This window comes from Larkinella rosea, assembly GCF_003858635.1.
Taxonomy (GTDB): domain Bacteria; phylum Bacteroidota; class Bacteroidia; order Cytophagales; family Spirosomataceae; genus Larkinella; species Larkinella rosea.
The window spans coordinates 722,038-740,256 of sequence record NZ_RQJO01000007.1 but is presented as its reverse complement, the minus strand read 5'-3'; the positions used below and the strand labels follow the sequence as shown (position 1 = coordinate 740,256).

The 18,219-nt window shown below is 37.5% G+C and carries 13 protein-coding genes, 1 tRNA gene and 1 pseudogene; 5 read left to right on the top strand and 10 right to left on the bottom strand.

Annotated elements, in window-relative coordinates:
- Nucleotides 1-389: 389 nt before the first annotated feature.
- The 3 genes from EHT25_RS03370 to EHT25_RS33095 all read right to left on the bottom strand — a co-directional run bounded on the left by EHT25_RS03370 (nt 390) and on the right by EHT25_RS33095 (nt 3,075).
- A complete protein-coding gene (locus EHT25_RS03370) occupies nt 390-983 on the bottom strand; it encodes a hypothetical protein (protein ID WP_124870646.1) in 594 nt (197 codons plus the stop codon).
- Nucleotides 984-1,596: 613 nt separating this feature from the next.
- The gene (locus EHT25_RS03365; protein ID WP_229311422.1) at nt 1,597-2,634 is read right to left on the bottom strand and encodes a hypothetical protein; all 1,038 of its coding nucleotides are present in this window, start codon (nt 2,632-2,634) and stop codon (nt 1,597-1,599) included.
- A 66-nt stretch (nt 2,635-2,700) separates the two neighbouring features.
- Nucleotides 2,701-3,075, bottom strand: coding sequence for a hypothetical protein (locus tag EHT25_RS33095; protein WP_229311421.1), 375 nt, complete (start codon nt 3,073-3,075; stop codon nt 2,701-2,703).
- An 853-nt stretch (nt 3,076-3,928) separates the two neighbouring features.
- Between EHT25_RS33095 and EHT25_RS03360 the strand changes: the two genes are divergently transcribed.
- Both EHT25_RS03360 and EHT25_RS03350 read left to right on the top strand, forming a co-directional pair.
- On the top strand, nt 3,929-4,276 hold the full coding sequence (locus EHT25_RS03360; RefSeq protein WP_124870642.1) for a recombinase family protein: 348 nt from the start codon (nt 3,929-3,931) through the stop codon (nt 4,274-4,276).
- 584 nt (nt 4,277-4,860) lie between these two features.
- The gene (locus tag EHT25_RS03350; RefSeq protein ID WP_185731268.1) at nt 4,861-8,256 is read left to right on the top strand and encodes a T9SS type A sorting domain-containing protein; all 3,396 of its coding nucleotides are present in this window, start codon (nt 4,861-4,863) and stop codon (nt 8,254-8,256) included.
- Nucleotides 8,257-8,998: 742 nt separating this feature from the next.
- Here the strand turns inward: EHT25_RS03350 and EHT25_RS03345 are convergent.
- Together EHT25_RS03345 and EHT25_RS03340 are read right to left on the bottom strand one after the other, a co-directional pair.
- Nucleotides 8,999-9,430, bottom strand: a complete 432-nt coding sequence (locus EHT25_RS03345) for a hypothetical protein (protein WP_124870635.1) — start codon at nt 9,428-9,430, stop codon at nt 8,999-9,001.
- A gap of 3 nt (nt 9,431-9,433) precedes the next feature.
- Nucleotides 9,434-10,042: a hypothetical protein gene (locus EHT25_RS03340; RefSeq protein ID WP_124870632.1), complete on the bottom strand. Its 609-nt coding sequence runs from the start codon at nt 10,040-10,042 to the stop codon at nt 9,434-9,436.
- Between the two features lie 360 nt (nt 10,043-10,402).
- Between EHT25_RS03340 and EHT25_RS03335 the strand changes: the two genes are divergently transcribed.
- From EHT25_RS03335 to EHT25_RS03325, 3 genes and pseudogenes are all read left to right on the top strand, one after another.
- The gene (locus EHT25_RS03335) at nt 10,403-11,287 is read left to right on the top strand and encodes a DNA/RNA non-specific endonuclease (RefSeq protein WP_229311420.1); all 885 of its coding nucleotides are present in this window, start codon (nt 10,403-10,405) and stop codon (nt 11,285-11,287) included.
- Between the two features lie 209 nt (nt 11,288-11,496).
- Nucleotides 11,497-12,132 (top strand): hypothetical protein, encoded by a 636-nt coding sequence (locus tag EHT25_RS03330; protein WP_124870628.1) that lies wholly within the window; start codon nt 11,497-11,499, stop codon nt 12,130-12,132.
- Nucleotides 12,133-12,223: 91 nt separating this feature from the next.
- Nucleotides 12,224-13,372 (top strand): annotated as a pseudogene (locus EHT25_RS03325) (IS481 family transposase).
- 39 nt (nt 13,373-13,411) lie between these two features.
- On the opposite strand, the gene EHT25_RS03320 reads toward EHT25_RS03325, so the two are convergent.
- The 5 genes from EHT25_RS03320 to EHT25_RS03300 all read right to left on the bottom strand — a co-directional run bounded on the left by EHT25_RS03320 (nt 13,412) and on the right by EHT25_RS03300 (nt 18,064).
- Nucleotides 13,412-14,935 carry a hypothetical protein gene (locus EHT25_RS03320; RefSeq protein ID WP_124870625.1) on the bottom strand — a complete coding sequence of 508 codons (1,524 nt, stop codon included), beginning with the start codon at nt 14,933-14,935 and terminating at the stop codon, nt 13,412-13,414.
- 98 nt (nt 14,936-15,033) lie between these two features.
- Nucleotides 15,034-16,335, bottom strand: coding sequence for a DUF3987 domain-containing protein (locus tag EHT25_RS03315; RefSeq protein WP_124870622.1), 1,302 nt, complete (start codon nt 16,333-16,335; stop codon nt 15,034-15,036).
- Nucleotides 16,325-16,618, bottom strand: a complete 294-nt coding sequence (locus EHT25_RS33290; RefSeq protein WP_124870619.1) for a helix-turn-helix domain-containing protein — start codon at nt 16,616-16,618, stop codon at nt 16,325-16,327. Before EHT25_RS33290 ends, EHT25_RS03315 begins: the two co-directional genes overlap by 11 nt.
- 218 nt (nt 16,619-16,836) lie before the next feature.
- On the bottom strand, nt 16,837-17,763 hold the full coding sequence (locus tag EHT25_RS03305) for a hypothetical protein (protein ID WP_124870616.1): 927 nt from the start codon (nt 17,761-17,763) through the stop codon (nt 16,837-16,839).
- Nucleotides 17,764-17,980: 217 nt separating this feature from the next.
- Nucleotides 17,981-18,064: transfer RNA gene (locus tag EHT25_RS03300), tRNA-Leu, on the bottom strand.
- Between the last annotated feature and the right edge of the window lie 155 nt (nt 18,065-18,219).

Sequence of the window (18,219 nt, the reverse complement as noted above, 5' to 3'; positions counted from 1 at the left end):
ACTCTTTACAATCATTATACATTGGCCGTACGTTTGTTAAATCAATTGTCACTTAAACGCAGACATCCAACACTTAGTAATTTGAAGTATTCGCAACCACTGCTTAGGTTAATTTGGTGGACCTGTCGGCTGTCTCGGAATAATGTGCGTTGTACAAGAAGAAAAATTCTAGCAACATATTACGACCCAGAATTACTAAGTTTATATTTTATGATAAATTTTCACTATATCGAATTCACAAATCTAAATCGATGATTAAGTTTTCAAATTCTAAATAATTTTTTCTTACGCAAAGGAAATTATCATCTTCTTTTAAACACAAATTGACATTCACCAGAGCACAAAGGTTACTGCTCTCAGGTGCAGTTATGCTTACACGAACGAACTAATTAAAGAGACTTTCTTTGAGATTCAAGAGATGCAATTCTTTTGTTAATTTCCTTTTCTAATTGATTAGGAAAGCTACAATTACATCCTGGCAGGCCAGTAGTGTTTCTCTTATCATTGGTTTTTCGTAAAGCTCTGTATACAGCAATATGTCGCTGATACTGAAGTAGTTGATTGTTAAGACTATTTATATCAATATTTTCACTACTATTTCTGACCAAATTGAATTTTGTCTCTAGAAGCTTACTAATACTTTCATGATTAGGTAGCAACACCTCTTGCTCAATATATTTAGCTAGCCTCCCGTTTTTATCCGAGAACTGATTATCGTTCCACATCGACCATACTGCATCATCTTTTTGAAGATGATGCAGTATGGGGTAATAAAATTCAGATAATTGCCTATCTATAAACTCGCGCTTTCTGGCTCTGTCTTGAGCATCAGAAGTTTGCATAGCTTTAAACTGCTCATATCCTGAATTAAGAAAGAAGCCAATTATTAACGTGAGTATAGGTGTTAATGGAAGCAGTTGCTTTAATAGTGTAGAACGTTTCTTAGGTTTAGCATTTTTTTTAGGAATATTCGGTTCATTCATAGCTAGAGATAATTATTATTTAATTTAAAACATATCTTATCCTTAATAACTGAATCCCATTTTAGCCTTCTCAAAATATAGAATACATAAAAGTATGAAATGTTTTATTCATCTATTAATCATGTGTAGAATAAGTACCAAGATAGCTTCATCTGAAGATCAAGTGATTTTTATGAAGTAAAGTATGCAATGGATAGGAAATCGGTAGCAAGTAAATGGTTATTGACTTAATTTTTATAAACGCCTTTGTGTAAAGAAACATGATTTACTTACCATGCTAGTGCAATATATACCAAAGCTCGTATTATACAAAATCTTTAATTTTAGCTTGTATAAATCAAGACTTCACTTAGTAATTCGTAATGATCGTACCTTTCCAGACTACTCGTACGGGTACGATTAATTCGAAAGTCGTTCAATTTTCACCTACCCTTCTTAACCTATATTTTCGGATTGAAAGGTGCGGGAGTAGTGCAAGGCAGAGTAGACAATTCGGGTTATGCAATTACTGGCCCAGCTTTTTTACACGTATATTTGGGGAACAAATAACATTTACATAATTATATTTTTTATCCTTTCTTTGTTAGAAGAATAGTCAAGGCTGAAATCTTTTTTATATTATGATCTTCTCTTTATCTTCATGATGCAATCGTTTGGCAATCCTTAATACCCATTCTGCTAAATGGGTATTCTGGTAAATTTCTTGCATAATAGTGATTGGGTTTCGGTAGAGGGAGTCCGAAGCAAAAATTGCATCCCAATCCAGTAAATTAGGGTTTGCTCCTGCCACGTTCACCCGCTGCATTACCTTTAAAAACTCATAGGCGATTAATCCGTGAGCAATAGCTGTAGGATGAACACCATCTAATGAAAATACTCCACCTTGTTTCAAATTTTTCTCTTGATCAACATGGTAATATTTGGTGTTTATGGTTGGGTATTTGAAGTTAAAATATTCCGGAAAGATATATTTTGGAACACCGTTATTGCGTTTGAAGGCTAGTTGATCAAGAACGTTTGACACATCAACAATATAATACCGATCTGGATAGAGCCGATTACGTTCCTCTTGCAGGCGCTTGATGATCTTATTATATTCTCGAATGCAATTATCAATGTGTAATACCTGGGTGAAACTGAGGTTGATGCCCGTTTCAAATGCGTACTGCTCGTCAAAAGGGAAATAGGTGTAATATTTGAAGTACGTTACGTTGGATTCTATTCCGTCGTCATTTTTTATGGGCACATCAAAGGTATCGCCGACGCCTTTAGCTAATGGAGCAATACTTACAAGTGGGACTGTACCTAAGAAAACCTTGGTAGTTTTGCCCGCTATTGCATCGTCAATCTTATCGAGTAGTTTTTTATAGTCAGCTTCAAAATCGGTTGGGTGCCACAAGTTCCAGCCTTTTTTCAACAACGTTTCACGAGGCATATTGGCCGTAGTACCATCTCCTGGGGTGTAACGAATAGAAAGGTCTAGTATAGTACCCAATGCATTGTTAGCTCCTAACCACACAATTGCGTTTTCGACTCCTTCACCTTGGGCGTGATATTTAAGCCAATCGATTTGTGATTTATCCTTATGAGATGTTTTGAGTAAAGGGTTTAACACCTTCAACGCCGTGCGAGCAAGTGATTCGTTGGGCATACTATAGATGCCATCGCCTTTGATAGCTGAATTAATGAGGTCTTGACAATATTTAGCTGTTATTAACTAAGCATCGGAGACAGTAAAACCTCGAACAGCAACATTATGAAAAAACTCGAATGGCTCTGGATACGGTTTGTTAGCAGCTCCAGCTCCGCGTTCATAATAATCTTCAATCTCGTCAATAAATCTGGGGATAGTAATCGCCAGGGCAAGCGTCCATTCAACCGTATTGATTTCTGAACCAAAGGTTTCTTCAAGTTTTCGAAACAATTCCTCCAAATTAACCGGGAGTCCGCTTTTTTCCCATTTAGGAATTTGATAATCTTTGCTTTTTAAAACTTTAGCAATTAGAGTTGAATAGGCCAAATCGGTTCGGGCAGCTGCCCCGGACATAAAACCTTGACTAATACTATCGCCAATGGTAAATAGCTTTATCATAGGATATAAATTAAAGACCTAATTAAGTAGTATCAGTTTAAGTAATCAATGGGAAATTTCCCGTTTTTAGTCTGAATTACCCTTATTATTTTAGTTGTGAATTTTACACCTTAACTTCAAATAGTAAACTCGACATTCGATTTAAAATGTTTTATTCATGAAAGGAGGCGATTCTCAATGTTCATATGTGGTAGGTATAATCAAATTATCTGCAAGGTTGCAAACTTTGCAAACCTACAAAAAGCACGATGTGGAGATTTTTAATATTCTCTAGCAGCTCTACCAATTCGTTCTCCTCGTGCGGGTACGATTGGTTCAAGCAAGTATGAATTACGTTTACCAAAAATTCTTTCGATTTTAAACCAATTTTATCGGATAGGTTTCAGAGTTCTTGGATAGGATAAGGGCGATTTGCCAATAGAGGCTATTCAATGACTACCTTTACCTTTTTGAACAAATTGATTAAAATGAAAAATACTTCATTTTAATTATACTCAATACTCACTTTTAGGTAAATAATCATTTTCAAGTATCCTTTCAGGATAAAGTAATTGATTCTAAGTATGTTTTGGGGTAGGCAAAGGAAGTAAATTTCTGAAAAAGTGAATTATTGTGCGAGCAAGAATAGATATAGAAGAATTTAAATGACAATTGTTTCATTTGTCAATTCTTCCTTTCCCAAGATGAAACAAAGTGGGTGTTACAAATCTGGAACGACCATTGCAGCTTTGTCACTTTCGTAATATATTGCTCGTATGAAGTATGTAGCCTATTTCCGGGTAAGCACGAAAGGGCAAGAACGTAGTGGCCTTTCTTTGATGCCCAAAAAGCAATTATTGAACACTACGCTTAGATCGATCCGGCTGAGATTAACAAAGTATTCATTGAAACTGAAAGCGGCAAGGATATTGAAGACCGACCAATTCTGAGGGAAGCTATCCAATACGCCCAAGCCAAGAAGTATACTCTGACAGTGGCCAAACTTGATCGATTGAGCCGGGATGTAGAACATTTTTTTAGAATGCAGAAACAACTTGGTTCCCTTTTTAAAAGCTGTGATCTGCCAACAACAGATGCTTTAACACTTTCTATTTACGCTGGGATTGCTCAACGGGAAAGAGAACTTATTAGTATCCGTACCAAGCAGGCATTGCAAACCAAGAAGAAACAAGGTGAAAAGCTTGGTAAATTATCAAATTAAACAGATGCAGGCCGAATTGCCGGGGCTGCCGCGAGAAGAGAGAAGGCTAAAGAGAACCAAAATAATTTGAGGTCTACTGCTTTTATTGCAGAGTTCAGAAAAAGTAATATAAGCCTTGCTCAAATTGCAGAACAGCTTAATAAAAATGGTTTCCGTATTTCTACTGATAAGATATTTCGTAGGAAAACTGTACAACGGGTAATCAATAATTTATGATAATCAAAATAACTTATTGTTGAATTAGTCTTGACTGCCTTTCACGTTTTTAAATAACTCTTTATTTAAGAAGTTTTTTCTTAAATGTTTTATGCTCTCATTATTCTTATTGTTGGCTAAATTTAGTTACAAGAAATAAGTAAAGTCGAATTTGGTTGATAGTTCAAGATTTTTAATTGCATTCTACTAAGTATGTCCTAGCAGCTTCTTTTCAAAGAAAATAAAGTGGTAAAAATTCACCCTGAGTGAATATTTCCACCATATCATCAACGACACCAATTATGAACAAAAATATGTAGAAATAAGTCATTTTAATGAGACACGAGATATTTGTAACATCAAAATTGAGTTCCTTACTAAATAAAAAAATGAGACAATTATTATTATTTATTTGTGCCTTGCATTGTACAATTGAAGGATTTGCGCAAATAAACTTTTTGACTCCAGTAACTTCTCCCATTGAAAAGCCAATAATTGGTACTGGTAGCGATTATAATTTTAAAAATGCTGACTTTAATGGTGATGGTATTCTGGATATGGTAGTCAAACGAGGGGAAAGCACTTTCATTGATTTTTATCTAGGAAAAGGGGCAGGCGATTTTGTTTATGACAGATCACTTTCATTATCCGGATCAAAGGCGCCAAGGAATTTAGTATGTGCTGATTTTAATAATGATTCCAGGGCTGATATTGCCTATTTTACAAACTGGACTGGCAATTCTGCCAGTCCAGACAGTTTAATTATTTTACTAGGTGATGGAAATATAAATTTCATAAAAAAGAGAATTAGCATTAAATCATATGATATAGGATGGGTAGCGACAATGAATATGATTGCAAAAGATTTAAATAATGACAAAAAGATAGATTTAATTATTGGAAGCAGTTTAGAAAATAGAATTAGCTCTTTTATCGGTGATGGATCAGGTAACTTTTCTATGCCAACTATCACTAATAACCCGTTTGCGGGCGAAGTTTTAGTTGTAAGTGATATTAACAAAGATGGGTATAAAGATATTGTTGTTACTCCTGATCTAATTAATAAAAACAGGTTTTCTATTCTTATTGGCGATAGTACCGGGAGTTATAAAGTAGATTCTACTTACTCATTTGCGACCAATGTAGGTCATATTACGAATTCTGACATTGATAAAGACGGAGTAGATGAGTTAATAGTTACGTACTATAAATCCACGCCAGACTACATAAATGTTTGCTCTGTTTTGAAAAACACTGGAGCGGGAAAGTTTAAACTTAGTACGGAAATAATCTCACCAATAGAGGATCTCATAGTAAGGTGGGAAAGCACGATATGTGAAGACTTTGATTTGGATGGCAATATTGATTTGGCATTTGGCTCTTATTTAAGTGAAAGATCACCTTCTAACCCTAAATCACCTTTAAAAATATATAGAGGAAATGGTAGTGGTGGTTTTTATACAACAGCCTCAATTATTAATGTATCAACTCACAGTTTAGCTTCCTTCGATGTAAATAATGATGGTAAAATGGATTTGATTGGTATTGATTCTGAAAACCGTAATATCATTGCGATTGTGAATTTTCCGAAAACAATACAATGCTTTCCTAATTCTGGTGGAAACGGTGGAACAGTTACTGTTAACTTCTACGGTAATCAAATACGAAAGGGAATGAAAGTTAAATTAGTTGGCACGGATTTATCAGAAATTACAGTGCCGGATTCGATGATTTGGTTTCCAGCAGATTTTCAGATGAAGGTTGCTCTCAATTTACGTAATCGTCAGATTGGTAAATATGACGTAGTAATAAGTTCAGATAATGAAATATTCACTTTAGTTAAAGGTTTCACAGTGGAAGAATTTGTCGCTGCTGATATTTGGGCAACTGTTATTGGCCCTAACCTTGTTAGATCAGGTACTCCAACAACATTCAATATAACATACGGCAATAGAGGAAATACAGATGCATTGGTCGTTCAAGTATGGTTAGTTGTATCGAGTAATGCAAAAATTGAGTTTATTGAAAAATTGCAGCATGCTTATGGTACTGTAGACACCACTTTTTACGCGCCAATAGACACCCTGTTGGGTAAGCCCTTTAAAGGAAAATTATTTTATCTGGCTATACCCTTAATTGAAGCAAAATCAATTGGAAGTATCCCAATTAAAGTTACATCTTCAGGAGGTGATATTGATCATTATATTTGGATTAATCCACCACTTTTTTCTTCCCCCATGAAGCCCAGCGCACAAGAATGTCTAGTTGAATTGAAAAAGCTTGGCTTGGAAGCGTTGATTGGTGCTGGGCTGAACTTTGACCTTAGCGGGATTATGTCATGTACATGGGAAGTCAATATGAAAGATGCTTTTGAAAAATCGTATTATACTACGGCTTACGGGAATCCTGCTTCTGGTTACCGACTTCCATCTAAACCTTATGATGTAGGAATGGATGCTACTCAAACTGCTATAGCTTGCCTAGATGCAGCGACTACTAGTGGTATTCTGTTTCCTCCTATTTTACTAGCAAAAATTCCATTGAAAGTAGGTAGCATACTTTTTGATCTAATGGAATTATGGGACAAAACCCAAAGATTAATGGATGAATGCCGTGAGACTATGGTCCCCAATCCTAAGAAGGGTGAGAGAGGTAGCAGCAGGACTGTGAATTCTTGTGATCCCAATGACAAAATTGGCGTCGGAATTAATGCTCTACATTATATAACTGGAAAGGAGCCTGCTCAGTACGCCATTCGTTTTGAAAATCAAGCCACTGCTTCAGCATCTGCTCAGATTGTTCGATTGCTTGACACACTTGACCGAACCAAATATGATTTGTCAACATTTCAGCTTAATTATTTCCATTTCGGCGACAGGTATATTTATATTCCACCAGGTCAGAGGAGCCGTGTTGAAGAGATTGATTTGCGGCCAAAATTGAATCTAATACTTCGTATACAAGCTACTTTAAATGAAACTACAGGGATTTTAGAGACGATTTTTACTTCGCTAGATCCGGTAACCAGAATGTTAACTAATGACCCAGTTCTTGGTTTTCTGCCGCCGAATAAAAAGGCACCAGAAGGCGAGGGTAGTATTTTTTATACAGTTAATGTTAAGAAGAATTTGCCAAACAAAACAGCGATCTACAATCGGGCGTTTATTTATTTCGACAATAATCAAGTAATTCCAACACCCATCTGGACTAATACTATAGATGTAAAGGCCCCAGATAGTAAGGTGGATGCGTTGCCCGACGTGACGACAGAGACAACATTTACTGTTAAATGGAAAGGTAATGACGGTGAATCTGGAATTCGTAACTATAATGTTTATTACTCAATTAATGGAAGGCCATACCAAGAATTAATTTTCAATACCACTGCAACGGATATAATGTTTAAGGGCCAAGTGGATTCAACTTATCAGTTTTATTCTGTGGCTGTTGATAGTGTAAGTAATATAGAGCAGATTCCAGCGCTATTTGATTCTAGAACAACTATTAGAAAGATTCTCTCTGTTGAGCGCACATTGAGCGAGCAAATGGTGTTGTATCCAAATCCATCTGATGGCGATTTGATAATGGAACTGCCATCTGGTGTTCGTGTTAAGAACCTATCTGTAATAGACATGGCGGGACGAATTGTTGAAGTTGACTATAATCAACTTAACAACAATAAGTATAAACTTCTGTTGGGTTATCATAAGATCAATGCTATTTATCTAATTCAGATAGATACCAATCAAGGCAAAGGCACGAAAAAAATTCTACTAAGACATTAGAAAATAAGCACTTCAGTATTATATGGCGTTATACAAACGACCATTAGTATAACGCCATAAATTTTATTGACGACTCCTTTCCTAAAAAAAAAATAGCCATTTTGCTATAAAAATCAGGAAATTTTGGACACTCAAATTAAAGAATCGAAATAATGAGAAAGAAATACAATAAAGCTTCGAACAGATACTTACTAAAGAGTTAAGCCTGAAATTACAAAAATGAGTTGTTCACTTTGATTTTGCAAAGTTGCAAACTGTACAAACTTGCAAAATGAAAATAGTCTATCGATTTTCAGTTCTCTACCTACCCAGAATACCATACTAGTTTGATTCCCGACTAAAGTACCGGTGGATATGCCGATTCAACCAGATAGGTGGGGTGGAGTTAAGACTGGTTATCCTTTTCATGTCTATAGACTAATTCTGATTCGCATACACTTCTTATAAGTAGACAACCGACTTATAATCAATTAATTACTTAGTTTTGATTATTGTTTCGAAAAAAAAATAATTGATTTTGAGTAATACACAATTTGGGGAAATTAAATTTGTCAATCAGATTTATCATTATATTCTATACAAAACATTTAATTCAATAGTTTTTTTTCAACAGGAATAAAGTAACTAATTATTGAAAATGCTATCATTTATATTATTTAAATCGATGTCACTTAATTAATAATATATAAAAAAATTATATTTACGACCTGCTATCTATATACACGCATTAATTCTGAAAAAATCAATGATTCCCCTCTTGGTATTCCAATATTTCTGGTTGCACTTGCTGGTTTTCTTGCTGAAGTGCAATACTGTATAATTCTTCTGATTTTATACTAGCTTCTTTATATGTATTAAATATATATATCTTACTTTCAAGAACTTTCACCTGTTTGCCAAATTGATGTATTGTTATATTTTTATATTCGTTTTGATACTTGTATTCCTCTTCCTCACTTTTAACTTCTTTAATAGGCGAAAGATGAAACTTTGTACCTTCTGGATTCTCTGGATTTAAAATATCTTTTTCTTTAGTAATGACAGTTAATATTACGAAATGGTGGGACGATATAGTATCATTATTTTCAGATACAGGTAGATTATAAAAAATCAATATAGACAAAATAATTAGTATTAATATGAAAATAATTATTTGGTAGAAAAGTGGACGCATGGTTTATTTTGTTGGCTGAATATGGACATTACAAGATTCAAAATCAGGTTCACTTCGTATTATAAAAGTATATAATTTTCCATTGCGATTAAATTTATATGAAACACCACCAGATTGCTCACCGATACGATATTTCTTCAATTCCATTAATAAATCATCCAGCGTCCTTGTTTTATTTCCATAACTTTTCCAAGTATAAAAAATCCCTTGAGGATACCTCTGAACCGTGTGAATACCTTTAATTCGGTTTTCATTTCCGATAACAAATCGATATGCATTTTTATCAATTTTGCTGAAGAATTCCTTTCTATAAGTCAGATCTTTCATAACTGCTTCAAAATTGGTCATGCTCATTGGTTCAATTTCAAAAATGTTGTCCAGACAAACTTTTAAAGTTGAAATACGATCTTCTTCACCAGATAAGGCATCTTTATAGTATTCACTATAAATCATCTTAGCATAGATTCCGTTTTGAAAAAGTGGCAAAAGTGATAAATGGCAAAATGAAAGCAGCAAAATTACTATTGATCGAATAGCTATTTGCGCAAAGTTATTTCGACAATCCTTATGGATAATTTTATAGATGGACTCTAAAAAGTAATATTTATTCATTATGCTACGGTTAAATATAAAGTAAAAGAAAAACGCGGAACGTCACCTGCTAGTCAATCGAGGCCCTGAGAAGCCTGCACGACAAAGCAAAGCAACGCCCGCGCTAACCGCAGGCGTTGAAACTTCGCTCCCCGTCGTGCATTGAAATTTCTCAGGTTTCGATTGACAGGAACTTAGCTCAACACTAGTTATATGTTGTCAGAAATGTCTTTTTTCGTCTATTAGCGATAAAGTTTAGTTGGTGTGGTAAATATACGTTTTTGAATGACAAGTCGAAAAAGGCTTATTGCAATTTTAAAGATGAACACCAATAGCCTACTTTATGCATTTATTTGTCGCCAAAATTCTTGTCTTGCAAAGATGAATCAGATTCTCATTTACACTTTTTCAGTCTTATTCTTACTCAATACCTTTACCTCCTGTAGAACAGCCGATCAGCCGGAACCAGATTCTAAGTTGCCTACTCGCGACGCCAATATGGCACTTGGGAATCCCAGCGGTGCCAACATGAGTCAAGAAAATAATTACCTCGTTGAAAGATCAGCTTACTCCTTGAGCTATAATCGAAGCAACGATATTGCAAATTGGTGTTCTTGGCATCTGTCATCTGCTTGGAAAGGATCTGCTAAACGGTATTCGGGGCTCTTCATTCCTGATCAGACACTACCGAATGGATGGTACCAGGTTCGGCATGATGATTATACAAACTCAGGTTTTGATCGGGGTCATTTATGTCCAAGTGATGATAGAGATTCAACCGTTGAGGAAAATCGCTCCACGTTCTTTATGACCAACATTGTTCCCCAAGCACCTAAACTAAATCGGGATAGCTGGAATCAATTGGAAGGTTATGTCCGTAAACTAATCTCCGATGGTAACGAAGCATATATTATTGCCGGAACGCATGGCAAAGGAGGTACCGGAGACAACGGCACAGCAAGCACCATTTCTGGAAATAAAGTAACTGTTCCTTCTGTCCTTTGGAAGGTTATCGTTGTGATTCCAGTAGGAAGTAACGACCTCAACCGTATAAATACTCAGACAAGGGTTATTGCAATCTGGATACCGAACAACAATGCCGCTGGGGAAAAGTCTTGGAGTACTTACCGGGTTAGTGTTGATGAAGTCGAGCGATTAACTGGGTATGATCTGTTGGCTAATGTACCAGATTCCATTGAGTCGGTAATTGAGGGACAATCTGATAAAGTAGTGGTGCAGACAATAAATGAGTTTGTGCTATTTTAACATGTCAGTTAATTGGCAGTCGTGACCCTAGTAGGTGACATTCTAAGTGATAGGTTCGTTTCGTTATCGCTCGACCGCATTATTGAAGCTTCTAATCTTCTCTTTTAACCACCGGGCTGCATGCTGAAGCATTGCCAGCGATCCACCTGTGATTTGCAATTAGTCGACCCTGAATAATATTCATATATATTTCTATTTTTTTACTCAGAATGCTCCAGTCCGTTTTTAGTAGAAACAAAAATATATGTGTACATAAATACACATCAAGTATTTTCTTTGTGTATTTTTACACACAAAGAAAAACTTTAAGCAAAATGATCTTAGAAAAGGAAGTAATCACAGAAGAATCAGCGGCTATTCATCGTTTCTTCGATTTCACCCGCAGCCGTGTCCTATCCATATCAGCTATTGAACAAATAGCCGAAATACCAAAAAATACACTGCTTAATCTTTTAACCACTAATCGTCCTATCCCTGCCAATCACATTATCAGCTTAGTCCGAGTATTGGAAAACTTCGGCTATAAGACGAAATGGGATTGGGACATCGTGAATTCACAGAATACTACAGGTCGGTTGGTTACTAACTTACAAAAAGGAGCCTTACTAAAAAGTATTTACTTTTACTTTAATTATCCAAATCGCAAGGTAAGATTACACAGAGGACAATGTTCGTTTTGTAACGAAGGAGCAGGTGCACAAAGAACCATACACGGAGAGGATAATGGAGGATGGCGCGGACCATTCGATTCATACGAGAGAGCTGGGGAGGCTGCCAAATTAGTTGCTAAAGAAATGGGTATAGAAGCAACGAACTGCAGCCGGTGTAACCCACAGAACAACTAGATCATGACTTATTAAATAACATGAAATGAAGTAGTCAAGACTTAATCTGACAGTTTACAAGTTTTTTAACTTTAAACCAACGATTAAGCCAATGACAACACAACAGAAGATTATCAAGAATAAGCTAGGTATTCTCAACTTGGCCGACCAGCTTCAGAACGTCTCGAAAGCCTGCCGCATCATGGGCTACTCACGAGATAGCTTCTATCGCTTCAAAGAACTCTATGACCAAGGTGGTGAAATGGCACTTCAGGAAATGAGTCGCCGTAAGCCATGTCCGAAAAATCGCGTGGACGAGTCGATTGAACAGGCCGTTTTGAAGATGGCTATCGAACAACCCGCTTTGGGGCAGCTCCGGGTATCAAATGAGTTGAAGAAACAAGCTATCGTGATTTCACCTGGTGGTGTTCGCAGCATTTGGCTGCGGCATGATGTAGAAACGTTTTCCAAACGATTGAAAGCCCTGGAGGCCAAAGTGGCTCAGGAAGGCATCATTCTGACGGAGGAGCAGGTAGCCGCTTTGGAAAAGGCCAAGCTGGAAAAACAAGCGATGGGTGAGATCGAAACACACCACCCAGGCTATTTGGGGGCTCAGGACACCTATTATGTGGGCAATATCAAGGGGGTAGGTCATATCTACCAGCAAACCTTTATTGACACCTACGCTAAAGTGGCCTTTATCAAGATCTAGGATCGCAAGAACGCTTTAGTAGCGGCTGATCTGTTGAATGATCGGGTCATCCCTTTCTATGAACAGCATCAACTGCGGCTATTACGGGTATTGACCGACCGGGGAACGGAATATTGCGGCAACCGGGAACAACATGAATACCAACTGTTTTTAGCCCTCGAAGATGTCGATCACTCGAAAACTAAGGCCAAAAGCCCGCAGACCAACGGTATTTGTGAACGTTTTCATAAGACGATTCAAGACGAATTTTATGCCATCGCTTTTCGTAAAAAACTCTATACCAGTTTGGAACAACTCCAGCGGGATGTAGATTTGTGGATGAACCACTATAACCAGCAACGAACACATTCCGGTAAGCATTGCTTTGGTAAAACCCCAATGCAGACGTTTATGGACACCGTTGACTTAGCCCGAGAAAAGTTGCTGGAGCAGTTGGCAAACCCACTTTTTTCCCCTTCTGTACAAGCGGAAGCCGAACAGGAAACAGTGGATCAGACTACATCTCATCAATTCAACTGGTCAGTGATGAAGGCGACAGCCGACAGTTAATTTTTCCCCTTACTGTCAGATCAAGTAGTGGCTACTACATTATAGAGATTTTACGACTACTTCTATACCATCGGTACTCCATTCCTCTCTTTTTAGGTCAGGAACGGCTCCAATTGCTCTTTCAATCTCCTCTTTCATTACCTGGCTTAAGTAACCTTCATTCTCTCCAGTCGTCACTAGACTATCATGGAGAGAAAATAAGGGCACTTCAGGCATTTCCTGACTAATACGTCCAGCAATGCGGTTCAAAAAGATTTCAGACTCAATCGTCTGTAAGAGTAATGCCAAGGTTCTATGATCATCAGACTTTAACAGTTCAAACAAACCAGCTATCCAAGGAAACACTTCTTTGAAGACCCGTTTTCGGTTTACTATCGGAGGAAATTTCTCGTCGTTGCTGGAAAATAGAACAGTACTAATCACTTGTTTTAACTGATCCCGGTCTCTGTAACCGCGTCCAGTGCGTTGACTTATTTCTTTTCCTAATTGTTCATAAAACAGCCCACCATTTAAGAAAGATAAATATTTTTCTAACTCCTGATTCTGTAACAATTTAATTTGGAAATCTTCTGCTTCTCGAACAACTTCTACTCTTCCATCTGCTTGATCATTAAATTCTAAATTCCCGCACATAAGGGGGCAAGTGGATAGAGGGGTAGAAGAGTTTATACTATACTTACTAGTTTTAGTATTTGAAAGTATATACTCGCCTATTCGCGCTTTTAAATTTTCATTGATTAACTGCTGTGTCTCTTTTGGCAAAGAAGATAATGTCAAAGTTAAGCAATCTTCAGTAGGTTCATAAAATGACTTATTAAACAAAACTTGGGCCAAAAATGGCTGTGAATTGCTCAAGTCAAATGCCACCAGTTTTTCACCTTGATAAGATAAAAACTGACGCAAAGCCTTATTCAAGTTTGTCAGTGTAGTGTGTAGGCGATGCCCATTGTTGTCAATGCTGAAGTGAAAGGACTTTTCTACCAGCTTATTAACGTTGATCAAAGCAGCGCTATGGCGAGAAGCAGCCCTACGACTGATCTTTTTTTCAGCTGATTGGGATTCTTCCTCATATACGTGTTGAAGATAGCCTTGTGCTCTTTCAAGGTCAATTTCCAAGCCGTCAAAATGATGGATTAAATTAGGGTACATGGCCAACGCAGCAGCCTCCTTTTGTTTTTGGCTCTTTGTTTTCGCTATCAGCTTTGGATTGCTGACAGAATCTCTGATAGTCTTAATCTGATAATGCTCCGTAAAACGATACCCTTTCGAAGAAAAACCAGGGAAGTAAACCCCATTGCATTCTAACACACCTACCTCCACAAGATAACCCAGGTATTCTTGATAATTCCAAACCTTACTCTTAATGATTTGGGAATTTATTGGCACATACAACGCTTCATCCCTTTGGCCTTCAAAAAACCGATGGTCGTATGCTGGGAGCTCATTGATGAGTCCAAGGATATATTTAAGTTTTTCGATCCGTAGTCGGACATGTGGTGGATGGTCGATTAGAAGTTGCTCCAAGTCAAAATTTTCTGGAAGTAGGATTGTTTTCTTTAACATTTTGTTTTTGAATTTAAAAAACCAGCCGTGCACTTTTTGCAAAGGCTGCAAAACAGTAATGCCTTTCCATCTTTTTACACGACTGGTCGAATTATCACCTATTTGATTTTGCGGTAAAGCCCCTCTTTATCGCGCTCCAGATACCCTTTTTTAACTAACAGATGCAGGCAAGCATAGCCGGTTCTTAATGGCATGCCAGCCTCTACACCATTTGAAACGGCTTTATTTCGAGTGAACCAAGCTTCATCTGGCAGTGCATTATAAAGTTTTCTTTCTGACCCTGTAAGGTCAGTCACATCCCCGCTAGGTACCATGTCATAGGTAGCTAGGGCGTGTCGATAAAATATATCCGACAACTCCATGGCACTATCGAAATCGGCATCAATACATTCGATAGTCCCATCTAGCACATGGCCATCTTTGTTGACTCGCTCCAATCGACGGGTGGCGCTCAATACCATTGCCAATCGGAAAGTAATTAAGCCTAATCGAGTTGCAATTGCACTGGCATATGCCCCTAACTCCTTTTGCGTGTTTTCTAACAGCCCCTTGAAGTGCGCATCAAGTGCTTCCCATTGTCCATCAGTCAACTGGAATTCAACCTGCCCTTTTCCTAATTGGGTAACTCGATCAGCCAACCATTTCCCGAATTTCTCAAACATCTCCTCCCGATCTGTCTTGTGATTACTAGGGGATACTTTTCTCCACTCTGGAACGTCGTGGTAGATGTAAAATACAAATCGACTAAACAACCCATTCTCGGTCGATGGTATAACTCCCTTAAGCTGTCCTGGCGTCCCAGTCAGTACCATTGCCAAGCGTGGATTATTAATCTCTACATACTCATTTTTTGTTTTCCTACGCAAGGAAACAGTTTCATGGTGGAAGGCTTTCCGAAGAATATCTGAAATCTTACCCCACTCTTGTGTTAAGGTTGTTGCTAATGTGTCAGCTTCTGTTTCGCAAATAATACCGTTTCCACCGTTTTTATTTAGCTGGTCAATTAACGCGGCTGCACTTATGTTAGCAGGAATATATAGCAGACGCGACTGATCATCAAAGAAGTCAAGAACCCCATGACCCTTTACGGTTTCTACAGCTTCTGAACCTGCCTGCTTCCTTTGATTATGAAGCGGATTAGCCAAATGTTTAGCCCAAGACATGCTCCCTTTTCCGCTGGCTGGTGGAGCTATTACAAACGCGTAGAGACTTGCATGCACTCGATTGCCAGCATAACTGCCTGAAACGGTATCGAAGCATCCACTCAAAATCCCTAAAACAGAGGTCAGGAAAACATCCCGTTCTCTGTTGTCTTTAAACTCCTCGCATAAATTTTTCAGAAAGCGAGGTAACCGGTCGTATACAGACGCCGGTATAAATGGTGTATTCTCAGCGTCCATTGTAATTGTTGTTGAAACATTTAACCTTACTTTTTTCCAGCATCTGATTTACTGCCTTCTCGGTGTAATAGATTTTGTGTCCGATCTGACTGAACTCGATCAATCCTTCATCCCGCCAGTTCTGGAGGGTTCGTTTGCTCAATTTGAGCTTCTTGCATAAGGCCTCGTTGTCGTACACTGCTTGTTCACCGCCATGGGTGTTTCGTGTGGCTCGCCGGATAAGTGTCTCCAGGTTCCGAACAAGACCTTCTAGTTCGGTCTTGGTTACTAACTCTACATTCATTTTTTTTTGATTTAACTCTACAGCTTCGTGCTGAAGATTGAGTCAAACCTATATGAATAGGGAGGGGATACCGAAAGCAGAATCAGTCTGTAAGAATTAAATTAGAACATAAAAAAAGGCCAAACGGAGTTCCCATTCAGCCTTGGCGGAAAAAACGTAATTGAGCTTAAACAAAAAAGCTCTTACTTTATTTATGGATAAGAATCCAAATTAGAATTTTATAGTAGAATAGAACCTTCAATTGCCTTTAAGATATTATCAATTTCGTCTTTCTGGTCTTTAAGCTTGGGCAGGCCTGTATGATCTATATTGTATGCAAGCAGATCTTGATTGGGTCGTTTAAAGCAAGCAGCTGTAATTTCATAACCACTGTCTGCCTTAATGAAATTCCGTTTTACGAGTCCTCGGATTAAATATTTTAATTGGCTATTTTTACCTAACCAAACGATTTTTTCTTTTACCGGGCCAACAAACAAATGTCGGAAGTTTGGCTTGCTGGTTTTGAACTCTATTAATGCTTGGCTACGAAGAGTAATGTAGAGTTTTTCAATGAAATCTTCGTAAGTCGATTCTCTCACCTGCCCTTTAATATAACTTAAAGCTTTAGGAATTTCCACCTTATTCAGTTGATCTAATTCTTTATTTCGATCAACAAAATTTTCCAGGGTTTCAGGTGATGGTACTAATTTCGGAAGATAATCAAGTTGTATCTCCTGTAAACGCTCGTAAAGGCGAATTAATGATTGTAAAAGAAAGCGATTATAACTTAATATACTTTGCTCGGAATGGAAAATTAAATGGGCGGTATAACCCATTAAAAAAGGCACCTGAAATGCAATTTGGTCATTTGGTAAAGCGATTAATTCCACTTCGAAAGTAGCTAATAGTTTGTTTTCAATAATTTTAGATTGGTTTGCAATAAAATCCTTAAAATAATAATGGACATGTATGGGCATAATATTGCCATCATTATCATCTATAGTTGACAGAACAAGTATAAATTCCTTTGGCTGGTTCTGTTCAACTATGTGAATTCCGAGATTCTCACATTCAGACTCTACTGCCCATTCAAATCGCTGGTAGTATTTATTGTATCCCTCAGTGGTGAGCAGCTCTGCAAAGAAGTTTAAGTCTCCAACTTTCATCTATCTCCTAATTAAAAAGACTCATCGTTTATCAAGCTCTTCATTTGCAATTTTAGCATAAATCCGAGACTCTAAGGGTAACACCAAAATATTAATGAGTTTTGCCTGAAGTGAAAAAATAGGAAAGGTTTTTCGAATTGTTTCAGTAATGTTACAGTAACAAACCAAAAACACCCTACAAATCACTGAAAATCAGCTTTTTGTAAGGTGTTTGTTGTACCGGGAGCCGGACTCGAACCGGCATGCCCTTGCAGACATTGGTGTTTGAGACCAACGCGTCTACCGATTCCGCCATCCCGGCAAACTTACGGTGCGTGTCGCTCAAGCGAACGTGGGTGCAAAAGTAGGATTAATAATGAATAATGAACAATGAATAATGAATATTTTTTGGAAATAGCTGTAAATACAGCGCCGTCAGGCGGTTTTGGAGCTGGTTTTAAAAGCAGACAAAGTTTG

What these genes read in the sequence shown, in the direction of transcription:
- EHT25_RS03370 (WP_124870646.1), bottom strand. Translation starts at nt 983, where the DNA reads ATGAATGAACCGAATATTCCTAAAAAAAATGCTAAACCTAAGAAACGT.
- EHT25_RS03365 (WP_229311422.1), bottom strand. Translation starts at nt 2,634, where the DNA reads ATGCCCAACGAATCACTTGCTCGCACGGCGTTGAAGGTGTTAAACCCT.
- EHT25_RS33095 (WP_229311421.1), bottom strand. Translation starts at nt 3,075, where the DNA reads ATGATAAAGCTATTTACCATTGGCGATAGTATTAGTCAAGGTTTTATG.
- EHT25_RS03350 (WP_185731268.1), top strand. Translation starts at nt 4,861, where the DNA reads ATGAGACAATTATTATTATTTATTTGTGCCTTGCATTGTACAATTGAA.
- EHT25_RS03345 (WP_124870635.1), bottom strand. Translation starts at nt 9,430, where the DNA reads ATGCGTCCACTTTTCTACCAAATAATTATTTTCATATTAATACTAATT.
- EHT25_RS03340 (WP_124870632.1), bottom strand. Translation starts at nt 10,042, where the DNA reads ATGAATAAATATTACTTTTTAGAGTCCATCTATAAAATTATCCATAAG.
- EHT25_RS03335 (WP_229311420.1), top strand. Translation starts at nt 10,403, where the DNA reads ATGAATCAGATTCTCATTTACACTTTTTCAGTCTTATTCTTACTCAAT.
- EHT25_RS03330 (WP_124870628.1), top strand. Translation starts at nt 11,497, where the DNA reads ATGCTCCAGTCCGTTTTTAGTAGAAACAAAAATATATGTGTACATAAA.
- EHT25_RS03320 (WP_124870625.1), bottom strand. Translation starts at nt 14,935, where the DNA reads ATGTTAAAGAAAACAATCCTACTTCCAGAAAATTTTGACTTGGAGCAA.
- EHT25_RS03315 (WP_124870622.1), bottom strand. Translation starts at nt 16,335, where the DNA reads ATGGACGCTGAGAATACACCATTTATACCGGCGTCTGTATACGACCGG.
- EHT25_RS33290 (WP_124870619.1), bottom strand. Translation starts at nt 16,618, where the DNA reads ATGAATGTAGAGTTAGTAACCAAGACCGAACTAGAAGGTCTTGTTCGG.
- EHT25_RS03305 (WP_124870616.1), bottom strand. Translation starts at nt 17,763, where the DNA reads ATGAAAGTTGGAGACTTAAACTTCTTTGCAGAGCTGCTCACCACTGAG.